The organism is Kurthia massiliensis (genome assembly GCF_000285555.1).
GTDB classification, from domain to species: domain Bacteria; phylum Bacillota; class Bacilli; order Bacillales_A; family Planococcaceae; genus Kurthia; species Kurthia massiliensis.
Window position 1 is genome coordinate 205,311 of sequence record NZ_HE610997.1, and the last position, 19,723, is coordinate 225,033.

Here is a 19,723-nt window from a genome sequence, read left to right on the forward strand (position 1 = left end):
TTTTTCATACATATAAATAAATACATATATACATAGCAACCGCACCGAATAGTACGAACATATGCCACACTGTATGGCTAAATAACAATTTCGTTTCTTTAAAGAAATAGACGCCACTCATAAAGCAAAGTGCGCTCACCGCAATCCAAATCATTCCTTGCCAATGGACGTGATGATAAATTGGTACGATTGCTACTGTCATCAACCACCCGAGTGCGATATATAAACGAATCGAAATACGTTGAATCTGCTTATAGTAACGCATTTTCAAAAAAATGCCGCATAAGCCCAAGATAAAAACGAGCGTAAACATGACGATACCGAACTTGCCACCGACAGCAATTAACATCATCGGTGCATACGTGCCAACGATTAACATATAAATCGCTGAATGATCTAACCTTCTAAAAAATTCACGCCACTTAGACATGGACGTATGAAAAATAGTTGATGTCGCAAACGATAATATCATCGACCCCATAAATAATGTATAGCTTATGTATTCTACTGGTTGCGACGATTTTTGTAGTAAAAAATACGTCATTGGAATCGCGATGATGAGGGCGACAGCATGCGTATAAGCATTCCACTGTTTTTCAGCAATTTGTTGTTCACGTGTTTTTCGCTTTACCCGTTCTAAAAACATCTGCGTCACTTCCTTTAAAGCAATTTAAAGTGTGTTTTTACTTTTAACTTTTTCGCCCGTGCGATGATCATTTGCGCAAACGTTTCATATGCTGCCGTTTGCTGGATACGCGCTTGGCGATACAACCTTGTCGCGGTAATCGCCGCTTCGTCTTGTTTTAAAATTGCGCGTGTATATCCCCATTCTTTATTGAGAAAAATATTACGCGCTTCTAAATAAGCGATATACGCCTCAGCGATTGGTTGATCGATTGCTTCTGTTTGTGCGAGCAATTGCTTCATCTCTGCTAACTCTTCGTTTAGTTCTTCATGAAATAAACGAATCGCTTCCACCAGATCTTCCGGCAATTGTTTCGTCTCTAACACATGTTGTCTGCCTTCTTCATCAAGAAAGAGCGCATAAATTTCATTTTGTTTCGCAATTGAAAACGCCACATAGCTATGCCATAAACGCTCCTCCATTTGCTGAAATTTTCTCGTTACTGGGTCGTCTTTCAATTGGTTACTTTTACTACGCTTTGTCATACTTACACCAATAACGATGAGTACGACGATGCCAATCATAACACCCATCATGTCATTCACTCCAAAACCACTATCATTTTTACTTTCTATTTTCTATATTTTAAACCTTTCGCCTCTTTTCGACTACTGAAAACAACAATAATTTTCGCAAATATAACATTTATCAGTTAATTCAAACATTTCATCACGATAGCAGCGTGAACTGTTATATAATAGAACCAGTATACTTCAGAGGGGGATTTCAGAAATGAAAGTATCAACTACACATTTAGAAAAAGAAGATGCAAAAATTGTTTATCAAGAAACAGCCGGGTTGGTGATTATTACGATTCGTCGTCCCCAAGCGAAAAATGCGTTAACAGCGAATATGTGGCAACAACTTCGCGCTATCGCCTTACAAACACTTGAAAATCCAAAAAATAAAGTGTTGATGATTCGCGGTTACGGTGAAAGCTTTACAGCAGGCTCTGATATTAAAGAGTTTAACGCGATTTCACTTGAAAAAGCGGAAGCGGCTTTCGTCGATATGGAGCGTACGATTTCAACGATTGAACGATTACCAATTCCAACAATTGCTGTTATCAATGGACCTGCAATGGGCGCAGGGTTAGAATTAGCACTTGCTTGCGATTTACGCATTGGCTCTGAAAAAGCAAAACTTGGCATTCCAGTCGGCAAATTAGGTATTACATTAAATAACCAATTTGCCCAACGTCTCGTATCACTGATTGGTCCTAGCATGGCGAAAGATTTAGTTTATACAGGCCGTATGTTAAAAACAGATGATGCTTATCGTTTAGGCATGTTAAATTATACGACGACTTCTGACCAATTAGATCGTTATGCAATTCGCGTCGGTAAATTAGTCGCATCGATGTCACCAGCTTCTTTATTAGCAGTAAAAACGTCGGTACAAGAATGTGTCGATTCAACACCTCAACTTTGGGAAGGTACGACACCTTTTGTCGGCGCAGATTTCGCAGAAGGTGTACGCGCCTTCGTTGAAAAACGTCCAGCTGAATTTAAACGTGTCGTAAAAAAGTAAAGACTGCCTTACTTTTAAGGCATTAAAAAAGAGCTCTCCTTTATCGGAGTGGCTCTTTTTTTATATCATTTATTGTTCATCGGCTAAACGTTTGTTTTTCGCATCAATGACTTGTTGTGGTGTCACGTCTGTGCCGTTAGGGTCTAATACTTTTACGTTCGTAATAATGCCATGCGCTTGTGCACGGAATTCACCTAAATATTGTTTGCGTAGCACAATTTGTTCAGCGGCTTCTACTGCAGTTAATGTGCCCGCTTTTTGTTTTGCTGCTAATTCGTTAATACGTGGTAAGATTGAAATCATTTTGCCACCTCGTTTGTTAGATTCATCATTTATCTTTAATTCAAGTATTTTTCTTTCGAGATATTTGATGTTGAACTAACTATACAATAGAACGTAAAAAAAATCTAGTATTTTGTTTAAATACCATATTTAGGCGTCTGACAACAAAAAAAGATACCTCTTATAAGGTATCTTTGAGACTGGACTATAAAGGTTTTACAAGGTTAAACCATGACTCTCCACCGTGCGTCGATGTCGAAGCACCTTCATTCATATAACCGTGCGCTTCATAATATGAAATGAGTGGCGCTTTGCACGTTAACGTAACCGTTTCACGTTGCGCTTGTCGCGCTACCGCTTCCATTGCATTTAATAATTGCGTGCCATATCCTCGCCCGCGATCATCTGGGTGAACGGCAATGCTCAAAATACTTTGATGTCCACCTGTTCGTGTATTGGCCGATAACGTTTCAAACAAATCGTCCGTAATATAACGTTGTGGCATAACATTACCGACACAAAAAGCACGGACTTCTCCCGCTTCTTCGACGACAAAAAATGTATCTGCAATTTTTTCAATACGTTCTTTCATAGATGCTTCACTCGCTGCTTCCGTTTCGGTAAAACCTGCACGTTCAATTTCCATAATACGTGCTAAATCTTTCAATTGTGCTTGTCGAATCATTCATTCTACTGCTTTTATTCTTCCTACTTAAGCTTAAGCGTCTACTAATTCTACGCCGACGACTTTTATACGAATTTGACCAAACTGTAAATCATAGCGTTTAGTAAACGTATCAATGATGATGCGTTGCGCATGTTCTAACGGATTTTTTTGTACGTGTAATGACATCATTTTCAAGACGACTTGTACGTCTAGCGCTGGCAATGGTTGCAACGTTAAATGCATTTTTTTCACTGCTAACGTCTCTTCCGCTTCAATCGCCTCTTTTAAAACGTCCATCATATCTTTTACGGAAATTTGCACGACGTCATCGTGGAAATCGGGTAATACAATTGTTGTCTCGCCAATTTTATCACGCTTTGGCGATACAATTTCCATACCGCGTCGAATTAAACGTCTAAAGAAATTTTGTTCGACTTGTTGCATCGGTAACGGCATCGTATGTTGCCCTTCATGTTTACGCATAAATCGGGCAAGTTTGATTTGTGCCTCAGATGCGACGTCTTCAATATAAATGCGTTCGTCAATCGTTAACCCTAAGCGCATAGCAATTTTAGACGTCATTTTATCAGAAGTACCGATAATCAGTAATGAAGATGGACGCTCGATGTTCATCGCTTCTACGACTTCATCACGATGTGCATCATCGGTAAAGATCGCACGTCGTACAGCTTTCAACGCACTTTTTTCAAATTTAGCCGACGTACCTGCGCATCGTTTACCGTCAACGATCAATAAGCCATCATCAATTAACGCATCGATACTATGTGTGAATGCATAAGACAAAGCAGCCGTACTTTTCCCTGTGCCACTTGCCCCACTTAACGAGATGACTTTCATTTACGCGCCTCCTAATACGTAGTGATCTAACGCAAATGCGACGCCATCTTCTGCATTTGACTTCGTAATATATACGGCCAAATCTTTCACTTCTGGCACCGCATTGCCCATCGCAACAGGTATCCCTGCATACGTTAACATCGACACATCATTTAATTGATCGCCGACTGCCATCACGGCGCGATTCGGAATATTTAATACTTGTGCTAAATGTTTTAACGCATTGCCTTTATTCGCTGTTTTCGAATTCACTTCCATGTTTTGCAAAAATGAACTTGTCACATTATATCCAGCAGCGGCACAGGCGTCCCATGCTGTCTGGCGCTCTGCTGGCGTTTTGAAAAATAAATTGAATTTATCAATCGGTTGTTGTAATGATTCATAAAATGCATAAATGTCCGGTACCGTTGTACGTGTTTCCCGAATAAAGTCAGGAAATGCTGTTGCACCGTAATGTTCGATATCGTCATAGACGTGTTGCTCAATATATACTTTGCCCCCATGATAAATTTCGATGCGCATATCATACGGCTTTAAAATATTTAAAATTTTATTCGTTTCTTCAACCGTTAATGCATCTTCGTATAAAGATTGTTGGTCTGCTGTACGCCAAGCAGCAGAACCATTTCCTGTAATAACATATGGGACAAACGGCAGTTCGCTTAATTCCCATTTCAGTTCATCTAATGTACGTCCTGTACAAATTGTTACGGCAACCCCTCTCGCAACAACTTGCTGAATCGTTTCTATCGTCTGTTTTGATAATGATAAATCTGGACGTAACGTCGTACCATCCATATCTAATGCGATTAGTTGTATTTGTTCCATAAAACCCCTCTTTTCTTCATTCCATTGTACCAAAAAACGAGACAGTCGCCCGTCTCGTTTCGTTATAAATATGCGCGTAATAAAAATAAACAAATAATCGTCCACAGTCCCATTAGCACGATGTGAATCCATTTCGTCATGACGAGTAATGCGATATATTCGCGCGTAAACGCATTTGCTAAATAATACGTCGCTGTTTTTGAACCAACACCTTGTGCCTTCACTTTTAATTTACGGGCATAAAGGCTTGCGCGGAATACGTGGAAATTATTCGTCACAAATACAGCACGATATATTTTCGTTCGTTGTTCGATGAGCTGTTTAGATAGTAAGAAATTTTCATATGTCGTTGTCGATTGATTTTCCACTAAAATTTGTGAAGGATCAATATCTGAATGATGTGCTAATGCATAATCACGCATCGCTTCTGCTTCAGACATTAACTCATCTGCACCTTGACCACCCGACATAATAATTGTCGCTGAACGATGCTCACGCCATACGTCGACAGCTTTATTAATACGACTCGCTAATAATGGCGGTACTTTTTTTCCAATCAGTCCTGAACCGAGTACGATAATGTAGTCGGGTTTGTATAAAATCGGACGATAATGATACAAAATGGCGTAGAGCGTTGTACTCGTAAACAAATATAAAAAGTAGCCAACAACGCCGACTGCATAGACAAAAACGACCTCTGATGCCGTTGAAAAACGATGCAGCATTAAATACCAAATGACCATTCCGATAATGACGACGCCGATTGCGCTAAACAATAAGTTTTTCGGACGACGCCCTTCTTTTTCCAACAAAATTTTCCCGTTGAAAAACGTTAGTATACTAAGTGCACATAAAATCAGTGGAATAATTGCAAAAAATAAAATGATATAAAATCTTGAAACGATTTCTGTCTCACTCGTAATATCCGGTAATATGTAAATCATGCCTAACAGGCCGAATAATCCAAATACGAACCCGCATACGTACACGTTAAAAAATGAACGTGGTGCAAGCCAATATAACAGCCCTAATACAACAAGCATCGCAACCGCAAACCAAATCATAAGCATTCCTCCTTAGTCAAAATCGCCACGTGCGATGCGCGCTTCAAGCGTCTCTACCACATATTGACGACACGCTTCTGATAATGAACTACGCGACGGATGAATCATATCCCCGTACGGTGTACCACTCACGACACGTACCATTCCGTTGAAGCGTGTATCTTTTTCTGCATCGTAGCCATTAAACTCGATAAAGAGTGTTTGGCCATTCCATGCAAAATCAATGACGTTCATATAGTGCATATAACCCACCTCCATTCATTTCAAACGTAAAAAGAGCAATCCACTATATGCGAATGCCCCTTTCGTTATTTTTTTTGCTGTTGTAACTGTTCAGCGATTTCTTTTTCACGCGCTAGCTGCTGCTTTGCACGTTTATGTTGCATCGATAATTGGAAAAAACTTAAGACGATTACCATTATAAATACTGGCTGACGTACATCTAATCCGATATGCGATTGTCCACCAAAAGACGGTAATAAAATAATCACCGCTAATGTGAAGACGATGACACGTAGTTGCATCCAAAAGTTTTTCATCAGTGAAAGCTTTTTCGTCGGATAAAAACAAATCAATAATAGCACGACGATCACGACATAAAATGGTCCTTGTGGCAATGATGCCCATAGCGACCAGTCGTGAAAACTATCTCGTAATAAAACAGCTAATACGAGTATGTATACGATTGCTTCTTTTAAAATGGCCATGTTACACCCCCTATTTTAAGCATATCAGACGTGTTGTGTTTATGCTACTGGCGACTTTTTAATTTAATATAGATTATCGTGCTGTTATATTTAAAAACAAAAAGAGTGGTAAGGTTGTTTCCTCACCACTCTTTTTATTGTGCTGTTTCTACATGTGAACTTAAATATGTGTTATCCGTATTAATGTCTGTATCGACTGGTAAGCCAAGCTGACGTTGTAATGATTGACGAACTGATAACACACTTTCTTGTTGCAATTTGTAATAGTAAACCCCTGTTGACATATCATCATAACCTTCTAAAGCTAAACTCGTCATTTCAGGTTCACCATTTTTCATATAGGCGAATAATGATTTCATCGTGTCAAATGACATATTCGTCGTCATGTTATCCCCGAGCGCTGTAATCATTTCACTATATTTCGTTAGAGATGTCGTTGATGTCGCTTTATTGACAATCGCTTCTAAAATCATTTGTTGACGTTTTCCACGTTCAATATCACTGTCTTGATGACGTGTACGCGCTAACGCTAACGCTTCACGTCCTGTCAGTTGTTGTGTACCCGCTGTTAAATCAACTGTACGTTTGTCGTACTCATCTAATTCATGTAAATCATATGGTACATCTACTGTAATACCATCTAATGCATCTACAACATCAATAAATGCATTGAAGTTTACTTCTACGTAGTAATCAATCGGAATGTTCAATAAATTTTGTACTGTTTCGATTGTACTGTCGATGCCTCCGAATGCATGTGCATGATTAATTTTCGTCGCATAATGGACACTCGGAATAAACGTATAAGAATCTCGTGGAATACTTAACAGTTCGATCGTTTTATCTTCATTATTTAATGTTGCGACCATTAATGCATCTGAACGAGCATGTGTAGACCCTTGTGCGCGTTCTTCGCTATCATCAATGCCGACGATTAATATCGATAAATTATCTTCTAACGGTTCGACTTGTTCATCACGCATAGTTGATTTCACGTCTCGTAATGAGTCATAAGATTGCTCGACGGTTTCTTTACTCGTTTCATACAAATAATAAGCATATCCACCAACAGTAAATAGTGCCATTACGATGAGAAACATAAGCGTTCGTACGAGCCAGCGAAATAGGTGCCGCTTTTTCTTCTGAGGTTGCTGTTTTTTCTGTTCGTCCATGTAGCTAAGCTCCTTCTTTATGTTTCTGCGTCCACATATCTACATTTTAAACGTAAATATACGATAAAAGTTGCTAAAATTCAAAAAAAATCGGTATTTATCATTATAAATACCGATTTTTTTCATTATTCTTGAATATTTCCTGTCTTTTCATCATAAAAACGGAAAAGATCTCCGTTAATAATTTTATCAGAAGTTGCTGTTTTCATTGTTGCTTGTTCAATTAATGCAGCGCCATCATATTCTACTAACACATCTCCTGTTTGACGATCATAAAACGTTTCGTTCGCATAAACAACTTCATTATTTACGAAACGACCATCACGAAATGCGATTAAATCATCGTGTTTTGGCGATAGTAAATCTGTTCCGATTTGAATATCATGCGTTGTCGGAATGCCTAATAAGTGAAGCACTGTCGGACGAATGTCCAATTGCCCTGCCACTTCGTGTACTTTTTTGCCAACTTGTTGTTGAATATTTGAATTTGGCACGTGAATGAAAAATGGCACTTCTTGTAGCATCGCTGTATCATACGGCGTAATATCTTCTTTATTTAAAAACTTCATCATCGCTTTATTATGGTTTTCAGAAATACCGTAATGATCGCCGTACATCACAATTACGGTATCATCGTATAAACCAGCTTGTTTTAACTTTTTAAATAATACTTTTACAGCTTCATCCGTATAGCGAACCGTTTGGAAATAACGATCAACCGTTTTATCACCTGAATCATACGCATCAATGAATTGATCTTTTTCATCAGACGTAAATGGGAAATGGTTCGTCAATGTTAGCATACGTGCTGAAAATGGTTGTGGCAGCTCTTTCATTTGCGCGACGGACTGCTTCATAAATGGAATATCTTTTAATCCCCAGTTTACCGAATTAGCGGCATTTACATCGTATGATTGTACATCATGAAACGTGTCGATGTGTAACGCTTGATACATTAAATCACGATTCCAAAACGATTTATTGTTCGAATGGAAAACGTTTGTTGAATAACCGTTCTCCCCTAAACGTTCTGATAATGAGTGGAATGTATTTCCCGCGTTCGTGAAAAATACAGCACCGCCACCGATACCATATAAAGAATTTTCGACAATAAATTCTGCATCTGACGTTTTCCCTAAACCTGTTTGGTGATAAAAGTTATCAAAATACAATGTATCAGGATCTTTCGTTAACTCATTTAAAAATGGTGTAATTGTCTGTCCATTCATTTGCTCCCCAATGACAAAATTTTGCATCGATTCTAGCGAAATGATAATGACATTTTTCCCTTTTGCTACACCGTAAAATTGTTCGTTCGGTGGTGCTTCATTCGATTTTGCATCGTTCACAATTGTCGTTAACGCGCTCCCATCAGCGAACGCTTTTTGCGCATGTGTTTTAGATTGTACATACACATCGTATAAATGATAATTAAATGTGCCGAGATTTTTCACTAATACTTCGCGGTCAAAGCTACGTGTTAACAATTGAGGACGTTCTTTTTCAGAAAGCCCTAAATTTAAAAATAACATCGCAAACGCTAATGCAAAATATGTATGACGCCGATTGCTCGCCATATATGTGAATTGCTTTGCAGCAGGCAGCCATTTTAATGCGGCTAGTACGAAGATCACATTTAAAAAGTAGCCGATATCATAAAAGCTTACTAGACCCGCGACAGAACCGCCTAAATCGCCAAAGTTTTTCGTTTGAAATAACACGGGTAATGTCACAAAGTCATTATAAAAGCGATAAAATACAATATTTCCATATAGTACGATTGATAAAATAATCGTCACCGTGACAATATACATATTGCGGCCTTTCGCTCGTTTGAAGAAGAGCGCCAAACCGTATATAAATAGTAAAGCGGCAAGTGGATTTAACAATAAAATCACTTGTTGTAAGACATTTTCAATTTTTAAATCAAATGCGGTACGATAAGCACAATACGTTTGTAACCATGTCGCTACAATCGCAATGATTAATAACGTATGGCGTGGCCATTTTTGAACATCCATTTGTCGCATCCCTACTTTCTATGCATTTTCGTAAGCGCTAGGCTCCTATAATTCGTCATACTATGTCTTTCTGAAAAATTTCATCCTCCCTTCATCATGAAATTTTTAGAAATGGTCAAACTATTATGATTTTATGCCGATATAAATGATGTCATAAAAGGGAGGAAGATTTCATGTATTTATTTAAAATGAAACACGCGGACGGCATACATATTATTGTTGACGTAAAAAAACATAAAAACAACTTACAATTACAAACGATTACAGGTGAGGAATTATTCATCATCGCTGTAACAGATGAAAATTACACAGTGTACGATGATCGCTTTGCAGGTGCATCTAAACAATTAAATTCAATCGAAGCTTTCGATATTAACGGTAGCTTCCGTAGCTTAGATTTCGATAGCATGCGCAACTTATTCACAAGCGCTTTTGATCATTTATTAGAGCATATCGCGCAATTGATTGAAACACAAGCGGTCATTAATTTAGATGAATTAAAAGAAAAAATCGCTAAGGAAGTACCTGGTATTTACTTTAAAATTATCTCAAATGAAAAACCAATTTTATTTTAATATTGATAGAAAAACGGAAGTCGCATCGTGCCGGCTTCCGTTTTTTGTTTATCCACCAATAAATAATGTCGTTTGTGCAATCGCTAAATAAAATGCTGGGTTTTGAATCGGCGCGATGCATTCGATTTGTAGTTCAATATGAAACACATCTTTCGCTTCATCATATGTCGCTTGCCAACGCGCATATGTCGTTCCTTCCCATTCAAACTCTGAGAAGCCTTCATGTTCTTTGTGTAATATCATCGTCGTTTGACCGTTAGAAATTTGTAAATCCGGTATTAAATCGCGCCAACCGATATAGCCAATTTCAAACGTTTGACCATCCATTTCTGCACGATAAAAGACGCGGCCTTTACGTGAAATTTTTCGACAACTGGCGAGTGGTTCATTTTCAATATGTGACTCATATTTCACGAAATATTTATAGTCCATCATTTTATCTAAAAAGCGCGTAAGTCCATTTGCATAAATGCGTTGACACGTTCCGACGTTACGACCTTCATCATTTTTAATAAATACTTCAGGCGTTTCAGTAATCGTGTTCGGATGTGTATAAAAAAATTGCTTCATATTCGTTCCTCCTACACATCACTATACAAAAAAAGAGCCTTCTCCGCCAACGGAAAAGGCTCTTTATAAACTACTTCTTAATTTGTGCGACGACGCGACTGCCTAATTTTTCAGCAGCTGTCGGTAAAGCAAGTTTGAAAATAGGATTTAATGCTACGCCAGCAACACCGCCAGCTTTCACTTCAAGATGCATAACCATTTCTGTTTCGTTTGCGCTAATCGCATTTGCTTCGAAATAGCCTGCGCCTGTGAACTTATCGCTTAAACCTTGTAATTCAAAACCGATTTTTGATGGTTCGTTCCATTCTGTAATATCGACTTGTGCATCGACCATTTTTGTCATACCTGCAACCGTACCACCGAAAGTCCATACAGATTGTTTATCTGATTTCATTTCGTGTTTACGATAGCCAGGAACTAAGCGTGCCCATTTTTCGATATCGGATACGAAAGCCCATACTTTTGCTTGTTCTACTGGGATATTTGTTTTATAAGTTGTTGCTGCCACGTCACATCACTCTTTCTCTCTAATTTACATTTATTATATCAATAAAGTTTTTATTTGGCGAACGTTAACGGACTTGACCTGTACCTTCAATGTACACTTTTGTAGATGTTAATGCGGGTAAACCCATTGGTCCACGCGCATGTAATTTTTGTGTACTAATGCCAATTTCAGCACCATAGCCAAATTCGAAACCATCTGTAAAGCGCGTTGAAGCATTATGATACACCGCGGCGGCATCGACGTTATGTTGGAAACGACGTGCGCGCTCTGAATGTGGTGTGATGATTGCTTCTGAGTGCTTTGTGCCATACGTATTAATATGACGCACAGCTTCATCAAGAGTTCCCACAACTTTAACAGATAATTCTTCTGCTAAATATTCTTCACCCCAGTCTTCTTCTGTCGCAAGACGAATAGTTTCTGGATTTAACGCTTGTACGAGTGCATCACCGTGAACGACGATATTTTCAGCTAATAGCATATCGACGAGCTGTTGGCCATTTTCATTGAACCATTTTTGCTCGACAAGTAAACTTTCAACCGCGTTGCAAACAGAAGGACGCTGTAATTTTGCATTTTTAATAATATTAAACGTCATGTCAACATCGGCATCTTCATCAATGAAAATATGGCAGTTACCCGCACCTGTTTCAAGTACAGGCACGCTCGCTTCACGAATCACATGCTCAATAAACGCTTTGCCACCACGAGGAATGAGAACATCGATATATTGTGTTAAATTGAATAAGTCACTCGCTGTCTCGCGACTTGTGTCTTCGATCAACTGAACCGCATCTACTGGTAATGCTGATTTTTCTAACGCTTTATGAATCGAAGCCATGATGGCGATATTTGAAAATTTCGCAGATGAAGAGCCACGTAAAATAACGGCATTACCTGTTTTAATTGCTAATGTTGCTGCATCAACAGTCACATTTGGACGCGCTTCATAAATCATCGCAATAACACCGAGTGGCACGCGACGCTTTTCAATGTGCAAGCCATTTTCTTTATCAATCGTTTCTAGCACTTCGCCGACTGGGTCAGGTAATGCAACGAGTTGTAAAATCGCATCGTGCATTGCTGTAATACGATCTTCTGTTAATAAAATACGGTCCATCACAGATTGTGATAATCCGACTTCTTGTCCTACTTCTAAATCTTTGTTGTTTTCATCAATAATATAAACGGCATCTTCTACAAGTTGCGCTGCAATTAAACGCAATGCTTCGTTTTTTTCTACTGTTGTACGTTCGTTCATCGCATAGCTCGCTTGCTTTGCAATCAATCCTTTTTCGTGTACTTCTGACATATTTAATCCACCCTTTCTGTTTGTACGAAACGATCTCGATGAATAACGACGACTGAATTGCCGGTAATTTCATCGGTACGTTTGCCCATCACCGCTTTTAATGTATCTGAATCATATAATACTTCACCACGACCGATTAATTGACGTTCTTGATATACTTCGACGACATCACCCGTTGAAAAATCGCCTTGTACGATATAAACGCCAGCTGGTAATAAACTTTTCCCTTTATGCAACAATGCATCTGCTGCACCTTGGTCAATGTAAATACGGCCGCTTACTGCTGAAAATAGGGAAATCCACTGTTTTTTACTAGAAACGACGGCTGGATGTTGCTTTTCAATATATGTACCATCGCCTCGCCCTGCAAGCACATCTAGTAATTTATGTTTCCCTTCGCCTCGGCCAATAAACACGTTAACACCTAAGTCATAAGCTGTCTTCGCAGCGAGCAATTTTGATTGCATACCACCTGTGCCGACTTTTGAACCTTCTGCCGTTGCAAACCCTAGCAATTCATCAGTAATTTCAGTGAGATGACTAAAGTGAATCGCATCTGGATTTTTTTTCGGATTATCTGAATAAAGGCCGTTAATATCCGTTAAAATAATGAGCTGTTCTGCATGAACGAGTCCACTGACGAGCGCTGATAACATATCGTTATCACCGAATGTTAACTCTTGTACCGATACGGTATCATTTTCATTAATAATCGGTAAAATGCCGCGTTCTAACAATTCTTCAAACGTTTCGTACGCATTTTGATAACGATCTTTTTTCGAAAAGTCACTACGTGTTAATAATACTTGCGCAGGTGTAATATCATATGTTGCTAGCACTTCAGTATATTTTTGCACGAGTAAGCTTTGACCGACAGCGGCCGCTGCTTGCTTTCCTTTTAGTGTGACTGGACGTGATGGATAACCGAGCTTTTTAAACCCACACGCGACCGCACCAGAAGACACGAGGATGACTTCATGCCCTGCTAATTTTAGTGCAGCGATGGCCCCTAAATGATCGGCTACTTTGACGTCATCAATTTCACCTTTTGCATTTGTTAAACTACTACTGCCAATTTTTACGACAATTCTTTTTTGTTCCATTTCATTCACTCCATTAAAATAGCCCTTCTCATCCTATAATTTAAGGACGAAAAGGGCTCATTCGCGGTACCACCTTAGTTGAATATAGCTCGGGCTATATTCCGCTCTTCTCATAACGCTTGAGGCTGCGCCTATGTTTGCATAGGAGCTAGAAAGTAGGTTCCGATAAGCCGCGACGTCGTTCCCTTCCAGCCGATGAGGAACGTTCTCTATCCGTGCATGTCACTTATGTACTAGTCTTTCTTACGCTTATATTTGCTTTTATAATGAACGAAAAAACCTTTCTTGTCAATATATTCTGTTAATTTATCGGAAAAATAAAAAGAAAGAGGTGGAAATCCCCTTTCTTATACTTGATGCATCGCACGTGAAGAAGCAATCGACATCGCCGCGAAAGCGATAAATGCGACACCTAAAAATAAAATGGATTTGCCGACGAACGTATAGTTTAACGCGCCGAATACGATGCAACTAACGCCTGCAAGTGCAAGTAGTAACCCCGGTATGCGCACAATCGTAAATTTTTTATCTCGATCTCTAAACGTAATTGTGATGTGCAACACAATGAATCCAATGATCATACCGATAAAAATGGGCCATATAATCATGTTGAACACCTCCAAGTAAGAGTTGTTCTAATTAAATACCCTTTTAGGTGCTTCGATAGCGAGGTCATATGTCTCTTTTTTACAGCTTATATATCTAGGTTAATCATCATACATTTCCCCGAAATACATGCTTTCAAAATCATTTAAATCATCTTCTGATTGTTCCTTTTGTACTTCTTCGGTACGCGCCGCTTCTTGCATTGCGATAAACGTCGCAGGATCTACATATGGCGACGGTTGCTGTTGTGACGGTGTTACTTGTTGGGTCATTGGTGGCTGTACAACAGACGGTGCGACTGGCAACGACATGTCGTCTTCAAATACTTCTTCTGCTGGTCCTGTGACAGGTTGCGGTGGTACTACAGGTTGTACACGTTTTGCAGCCGTTACTTGTAGTGTCGGTTTACGCACAGGTCTTTTTTCTTCAATAATCGGAGCAACAGCTTGTTCAGCATACGTAGCCATTTCTTCTTCATTCAGACGAATAACTGATTGCAGCCAGCCGTCAAAACTTTGTGGATGTGCAATCATTTGTGCGGCTTGTTCTAAGGCAGCGTCATCTTGTTGTAACGCTGTTAGTGCACGATAAGCTGTAAGTTTTTCAGCGAGTTGCGCATAATAAGCCGCATCGTCTGCAAGCGCCATTTTTTCAAACAATGCCGATAGTCGACGATATACGTCTGGTGATTGCTCCTCAGCAAATGTTTTAAAATACGTATACGCTGCTTGTGTCGTATCGCCTTTTGCAGCATAAACATCTGCACGTAGTAATTGTGCTGTCGTGTCGCGTAACGTCACTGCTAAATCGTGTGCTTTTTGTATCTCGCCGAATAACATGTACATTTCGGCTAATTTTAATGTCACTTGTTGTTGCACTGTAGGTGATAATTGCGTCATTTTTTCAGCAAAATCAAGTGAGATGCTATCTACTAAAAATTGTTTCATATTGTTCATATTCAAAACCCCTTACTTCGATTATTTTTATTATAACAAAAAGCGCCCTTTTTCAAGAGCGCTTTCCATTAGCCACGATCAAAGTTTCCGGCTACTTCAACCGTTTGTGTAATATTAATAAATGCATGTGGGTCAATATGTTTTGCAATTGATTTTACTTCGTTTAATTGGTAACGCGTAATGACGATCATGACGATGTCACGACGTTCGCCTGTATAGCCACCTTTACCTTCTGAAATCGTTAAGCCTCGGTAAAGACTCGCAAGTAATGCATCTTTTACTTCGTCACCTTTTGCAGTAATGATTGTCACCGTTAATTTAATATGATTTGTATGGATTAAATCAATGACTTTCCCTGTTGCATAAATGCTCACAAGTGTATTGAGCGCTGCATCCCAGCCGAAAATAAATCCAGAGATCACAACGACTACTGCGTTTAGCGCAGAAATAATCGTTCCTACTGGGAAGTTGCTACGTTTTGCCATAAGCATCGCAACGATATCAAAACCGCCTGATGAACCTGACGCTTTAAAAATAATACCGACACCGACACCGGCAATAACACCACCGAACACACCTGATAAAATCGCATCATGTGTAAACTGTTCAACTGGAATCAATGTTAAACTTACTGACAATGCGATAACGGAAATAATCGTATACGTAATAAATTGTTTTCCTAACTTCCATACCCCTAAAATTAATAATGGTAAGTTAAGTAAAAAGTTTAAAACCCCTGTATCAAATGGTGTGATAATCCCTAACATCATTGCGATCCCGCTCACACCACCACTTAAAATATTGTGCGGAATTAATAAAAAGTTATATGCAAGCGCAATCACGACTGAACCTACAATAATCATGCCGACATTTCGTAAATGTTGCAATTCACTATCCCCTTTTACGTTCAAATACAATTTTCAACGTAATTATAGTGCAAATTTATACAAAATCCAGTTAAAAGTTTTTTCTGAAAATAGCTGTGTTAAGCATGTTTTCTTGTAATGGACATCTGTTTTCTGCCAATGTAAAATGCGAGCACAAATGCTGGAATCGTAAAGACAATCATCCCTAAAAAGGCGGTGCCCATCGAGAATGTATACAAGTATGTCGCAAAAAATGTCATAAGCGCTGTCGCAAAACTTTGTGCGCACGTCGCATATAATCCTTGTGCATTTGCTAAATAAGCAGTCGGTACGTGCAACGTAATGAAACGCATAAATGCATAATGTGCTAATGCAAATGATAAACTGTGGAACAGTTGACTCACGATAAATACTTCAACATTTGGGAATAAAAAAATGATAAGCCAACGCGTCGTAGAACCAAATGCAGCGAGTGCCATCATCATGCCTGGCGTCCATTTTTTAAATAGACGGTCTGCATACGTAAATAATACGATTTCTAAAATGACAGAGACGTTAATAATGAATCCGATATAATATTTTGGCACCGCCAACTGTTGCAAATACAAATAACCGTAGTTGTAATAAGCCGCATGCGCACCTTGTAGTAAAATGGCGAGCACTAGCATGACTGTAAAACCTTTAATCGTAAATAACTTTCGAAAAGAACCTTTTTCAGCGTTCGCATCTGGTGTATGCATCACGCTTGTCGGCGCTTGCATCCACATCAATGCTGTAAAAATCGCCAGTACAGTAATAATGCCCGTTAAAAACAGTGCATCCCCAAAGGAACCCGATAAAATGCTAATAAGCAATACCGCACATATAAAGCCGATAGAGCCATAAGAGCGCGCTTTAGCATATTGCAAACCGTCGTGTTGGGCAAGCGCACTAGCTGTCGCATCTAGCGCAGGCATTAACATCGGAAAAACGAAATTAAATAATACGGTAATAATAAACAGTGTGACATATCCTTGTGCTGGGATATAGCTAAGCGCCAGCAATAGCGCAATCGTGCCAATCCATTGAAGTACACGTTGGTCACTCCACCTTTTTTTCATCATCGGATAAACTGTAATTGTCGACAACCCTCGCATCACAAGCCCAAAACTCATAATAATACTTGCTTCAGCGATCGTTAAACCTTTCCCATCAACTAAATAACCTGTCCAATACGGTAAAAAAATCCCCCATCCCATGAAGAATAAGAAAAAACGCACGGACATCCACCGTTGTATATTCATACTTTCACCCCTTTTCGGCATCGTACCACGAAATGCTTTAGTATAATATGAGAAATCTCACACATTTGGAGGGTTTTATGGAAAAAACGTCTACATTTCATTTACAGTGGTCACATCCTTTTCCAGAAAGTGTCGTACCACATCTTACGTTACATACGTTTCGAAGTCATGAATTTGTCATTACCGAAGGGGACGCCCCACAATATTTGTACTATATCGTGGAAGGCAAAGCGAAAGTATATTTTACCCAACAAAATGGGAAAGTCGCTTTGCTTCATTTCGTTACAGAAGGCGCATTTATCGGTGACATGGAGATGTTAGATGAACGTTATGAATCAAAAGGTGTTCAAGCAGCAACAACGCTTAAAATGTTGGCACTGCCAATTCATATGGCACGTCAAACACTTTTGACAGATGCCTTATTTTTACGGCAATTATGTACGTATATGAGCCGAAAAATTATGCATAATTCGGCGAAAATGTCTCAAAGTTTGGCGTATCCATTAGAAAATCGTCTCGCTGAATTTTTATTAATGTCACAAGAAAATCGTGTTTATAATGAAAAACATACGGAAGTCGCAGCCTTTCTAGGCGTATCGTACCGTCATTTGTTATATGTATTTGCGCAATTCGTCGACCGTGGATTAATTGAAAAAGATGGTAAACAGTACGTTCTAAAGGACGTGAAAGCCCTTACACGAATGGCGACGTCGATTTTCAAAACACCGATTCATGACATAGATTAATTTCATATGTAATTTTTTGCTACTTCATGCCAAACTTTTTGACGTTGGGACTTTTAATTCATTCAATTTTACAAATTGTCTGAAAATACAAGTCTATGACATATTGTGCTATCTATTCGTTTAATGATACAATTTAGAAAATTAAAACTAATTAGATAAAGGAAGTATGGCACATGGAATATTCAAAAAGAATTTTAACAACACCTTCATCATTTATTCGTAACATTTTAAAAGTAACGGATTCACCAAACGTTATTTCATTCGCAGGGGGCTTACCAAATCCTATTTCATTCCCTGTTGAAAAGTTACGTGAATCTGTCAACCGTGCCATCGATGCAGACGGCAGCAAGCTTTTCCAATATTCAACGACGACAGGCTATGCGCCATTACGTCAATATATCGCCGATAAATATAACCGCAATTACGATCTTGGCATTACACCTGATGACATCATCATTACAACTGGATCACAACAAGCGTTATCATTACTTGGCCAAGTACTTGTCAATGAAGGCGACGGTATTATTATCGAAGAACCTGGATACTTAGGTGCGATTCAAGCGTTCATGTTATCGCAACCAGTGTTCTATCCTGTAACACTTGAACAAGATGGCTTAAACATCGACGAATTAAAAACAGCCGTTGAAAAACCGAATGCGAAGTTTATTTACACTGTTCCAAACTTCCAAAATCCAACTGGCTTAACGTACACACAAGAAAAACGTGATGCGGTGTATGAAGTGTTGAAAAACTATCCTGACATCGTATTAATCGAAGACGACCCATACGGTGAGTTACGCTTTGAAGGCGAATCGTTACCGTATATCGGCGGTAAACGTCTTCCAAATAGCGTCATTCTTGGTTCATTCTCTAAAACAGTGGCACCAGGTATGCGTATCGGTTTCATCATTTCAAAAAATAAAGAGTTAATGACACACGTGGAAACAGCCAAACAAGCGGCTGACTTACACACGAACATTTTCTCTCAATACGTATTATACGATTATTTAACAAACAACGAATATAAAGAACACGTATCAAAAATTATCGACCTATACGGTAAGCAAGCGACTGCCATGCTTGATGCGTTAGAAAAATATATGCCTGAAAACATTCAATGGACGAAACCAGAAGGCGGTATGTTTATTTGGGTCACACTTCCAGAAGGTCAATCAGCGCTTGAACTATTTGATAAAGCGATGGAAGCAGACGTTGCGTTCGTACCAGGCGATCCATTCTACACAGGCACTAGCAATGTACCGACATTACGTCTCAACTACACAGCGTCAACACCTGAAATTATTGATGAAGGTATTAAACGCTTAGCGAGCATCTTTAAAGACGCTTAATATCACGTCAAAAACCCCCGTCACCTTTATGAAGG

23 protein-coding genes are annotated in these 19,723 nt (G+C 39.0%); 4 read left to right on the top strand and 19 right to left on the bottom strand.

What is annotated here, in order from left to right; all coding sequences use genetic code 11:
- Positions 1–4: 4 nt before the first annotated feature.
- Together trhA and KMHG_RS05350 are read right to left on the bottom strand one after the other, a co-directional pair.
- On the bottom strand, positions 5–646 hold the full coding sequence (trhA, locus tag KMHG_RS05345) for a PAQR family membrane homeostasis protein TrhA (protein WP_010287655.1): 642 nt from the start codon (positions 644–646) through the stop codon (positions 5–7).
- A gap of 14 nt (positions 647–660) precedes the next feature.
- Positions 661–1,221, bottom strand: coding sequence for a hypothetical protein (locus tag KMHG_RS05350; RefSeq protein ID WP_010287656.1), 561 nt, complete (start codon positions 1,219–1,221; stop codon positions 661–663).
- Between the two features lie 196 nt (positions 1,222–1,417).
- Here KMHG_RS05350 and KMHG_RS05355 point away from each other — a divergent pair, with 196 nt between their 5' ends.
- Positions 1,418–2,215: an enoyl-CoA hydratase/isomerase family protein gene (locus KMHG_RS05355; RefSeq protein WP_010287657.1), complete on the top strand. Its 798-nt coding sequence runs from the start codon at positions 1,418–1,420 to the stop codon at positions 2,213–2,215.
- A gap of 69 nt (positions 2,216–2,284) precedes the next feature.
- Here the strand turns inward: KMHG_RS05355 and KMHG_RS05360 are convergent, their stop codons facing one another.
- From KMHG_RS05360 to KMHG_RS05400, 9 genes are all read right to left on the bottom strand, one after another.
- Entirely contained in the window at positions 2,285–2,518 is a 234-nt protein-coding gene (locus KMHG_RS05360) for a DUF896 domain-containing protein (RefSeq protein ID WP_010287658.1), read from the bottom strand.
- 184 nt (positions 2,519–2,702) lie between these two features.
- The gene (locus KMHG_RS05365; RefSeq protein ID WP_010287659.1) at positions 2,703–3,182 is read right to left on the bottom strand and encodes a GNAT family N-acetyltransferase; all 480 of its coding nucleotides are present in this window, start codon (positions 3,180–3,182) and stop codon (positions 2,703–2,705) included.
- Positions 3,183–3,215: 33 nt separating this feature from the next.
- Entirely contained in the window at positions 3,216–4,022 is an 807-nt protein-coding gene (locus KMHG_RS05370; RefSeq protein ID WP_010287660.1) for a hypothetical protein, read from the bottom strand.
- Positions 4,023–4,850, bottom strand: a complete 828-nt coding sequence (locus KMHG_RS05375) for a Cof-type HAD-IIB family hydrolase (protein WP_010287663.1) — start codon at positions 4,848–4,850, stop codon at positions 4,023–4,025. It abuts the gene before it with no gap.
- Between the two features lie 62 nt (positions 4,851–4,912).
- Positions 4,913–5,914, bottom strand: coding sequence for a YdcF family protein (locus KMHG_RS05380; RefSeq protein ID WP_010287665.1), 1,002 nt, complete (start codon positions 5,912–5,914; stop codon positions 4,913–4,915).
- A 12-nt stretch (positions 5,915–5,926) separates the two neighbouring features.
- A complete protein-coding gene (locus tag KMHG_RS05385) occupies positions 5,927–6,157 on the bottom strand; it encodes a hypothetical protein (RefSeq protein ID WP_010287667.1) in 231 nt (76 codons plus the stop codon).
- A gap of 65 nt (positions 6,158–6,222) precedes the next feature.
- Positions 6,223–6,621, bottom strand: coding sequence for a hypothetical protein (locus KMHG_RS05390; protein ID WP_010287668.1), 399 nt, complete (start codon positions 6,619–6,621; stop codon positions 6,223–6,225).
- A gap of 134 nt (positions 6,622–6,755) precedes the next feature.
- A complete protein-coding gene (locus KMHG_RS05395; RefSeq protein WP_010287670.1) occupies positions 6,756–7,793 on the bottom strand; it encodes an LCP family protein in 1,038 nt (345 codons plus the stop codon).
- Positions 7,794–7,918: 125 nt separating this feature from the next.
- Positions 7,919–9,814: an LTA synthase family protein gene (locus KMHG_RS05400; RefSeq protein ID WP_010287671.1), complete on the bottom strand. Its 1,896-nt coding sequence runs from the start codon at positions 9,812–9,814 to the stop codon at positions 7,919–7,921.
- 173 nt (positions 9,815–9,987) lie between these two features.
- Here KMHG_RS05400 and KMHG_RS05405 point away from each other — a divergent pair, with 173 nt between their 5' ends.
- Entirely contained in the window at positions 9,988–10,389 is a 402-nt protein-coding gene (locus KMHG_RS05405; protein ID WP_010287672.1) for a hypothetical protein, read from the top strand.
- 48 nt (positions 10,390–10,437) lie between these two features.
- Here the strand turns inward: KMHG_RS05405 and KMHG_RS05410 are convergent, their stop codons facing one another.
- The 8 genes from KMHG_RS05410 to KMHG_RS05445 form a co-directional block, all read right to left on the bottom strand.
- Complete coding sequence (locus KMHG_RS05410) at positions 10,438–10,959, bottom strand: tubby C-terminal domain-like protein (RefSeq protein ID WP_010287673.1); 522 nt, start codon at positions 10,957–10,959, stop codon at positions 10,438–10,440.
- A 70-nt stretch (positions 10,960–11,029) separates the two neighbouring features.
- On the bottom strand, positions 11,030–11,467 hold the full coding sequence (locus KMHG_RS05415; protein WP_010287675.1) for an SRPBCC family protein: 438 nt from the start codon (positions 11,465–11,467) through the stop codon (positions 11,030–11,032).
- 64 nt (positions 11,468–11,531) lie between these two features.
- Positions 11,532–12,779 carry a glutamate-5-semialdehyde dehydrogenase gene (locus KMHG_RS05420; RefSeq protein WP_010287678.1) on the bottom strand — a complete coding sequence of 416 codons (1,248 nt, stop codon included), beginning with the start codon at positions 12,777–12,779 and terminating at the stop codon, positions 11,532–11,534.
- 2 nt (positions 12,780–12,781) lie between these two features.
- Entirely contained in the window at positions 12,782–13,882 is a 1,101-nt protein-coding gene (gene proB / locus KMHG_RS05425) for a glutamate 5-kinase (RefSeq protein WP_010287680.1), read from the bottom strand.
- 347 nt (positions 13,883–14,229) lie between these two features.
- Positions 14,230–14,490, bottom strand: coding sequence for a hypothetical protein (locus tag KMHG_RS05430; RefSeq protein WP_010287682.1), 261 nt, complete (start codon positions 14,488–14,490; stop codon positions 14,230–14,232).
- Between the two features lie 99 nt (positions 14,491–14,589).
- Positions 14,590–15,444 (bottom strand): tetratricopeptide repeat protein, encoded by an 855-nt coding sequence (locus KMHG_RS05435; protein WP_010287684.1) that lies wholly within the window; start codon positions 15,442–15,444, stop codon positions 14,590–14,592.
- A gap of 68 nt (positions 15,445–15,512) precedes the next feature.
- Positions 15,513–16,307: a YitT family protein gene (locus KMHG_RS05440; RefSeq protein WP_044504474.1), complete on the bottom strand. Its 795-nt coding sequence runs from the start codon at positions 16,305–16,307 to the stop codon at positions 15,513–15,515.
- Between the two features lie 122 nt (positions 16,308–16,429).
- Positions 16,430–17,593, bottom strand: a complete 1,164-nt coding sequence (locus tag KMHG_RS05445) for an MFS transporter (RefSeq protein ID WP_010287687.1) — start codon at positions 17,591–17,593, stop codon at positions 16,430–16,432.
- A 77-nt stretch (positions 17,594–17,670) separates the two neighbouring features.
- Between KMHG_RS05445 and yeiL the strand changes: the two genes are divergently transcribed.
- Both yeiL and KMHG_RS05455 read left to right on the top strand, forming a co-directional pair.
- The gene (gene yeiL, locus KMHG_RS05450; protein ID WP_010287689.1) at positions 17,671–18,339 is read left to right on the top strand and encodes a transcriptional regulator YeiL; all 669 of its coding nucleotides are present in this window, start codon (positions 17,671–17,673) and stop codon (positions 18,337–18,339) included.
- Positions 18,340–18,512: 173 nt separating this feature from the next.
- The gene (locus KMHG_RS05455; protein WP_010287691.1) at positions 18,513–19,688 is read left to right on the top strand and encodes an aminotransferase-like domain-containing protein; all 1,176 of its coding nucleotides are present in this window, start codon (positions 18,513–18,515) and stop codon (positions 19,686–19,688) included.
- The last annotated feature ends 35 nt before the right edge of the window (positions 19,689–19,723 follow it).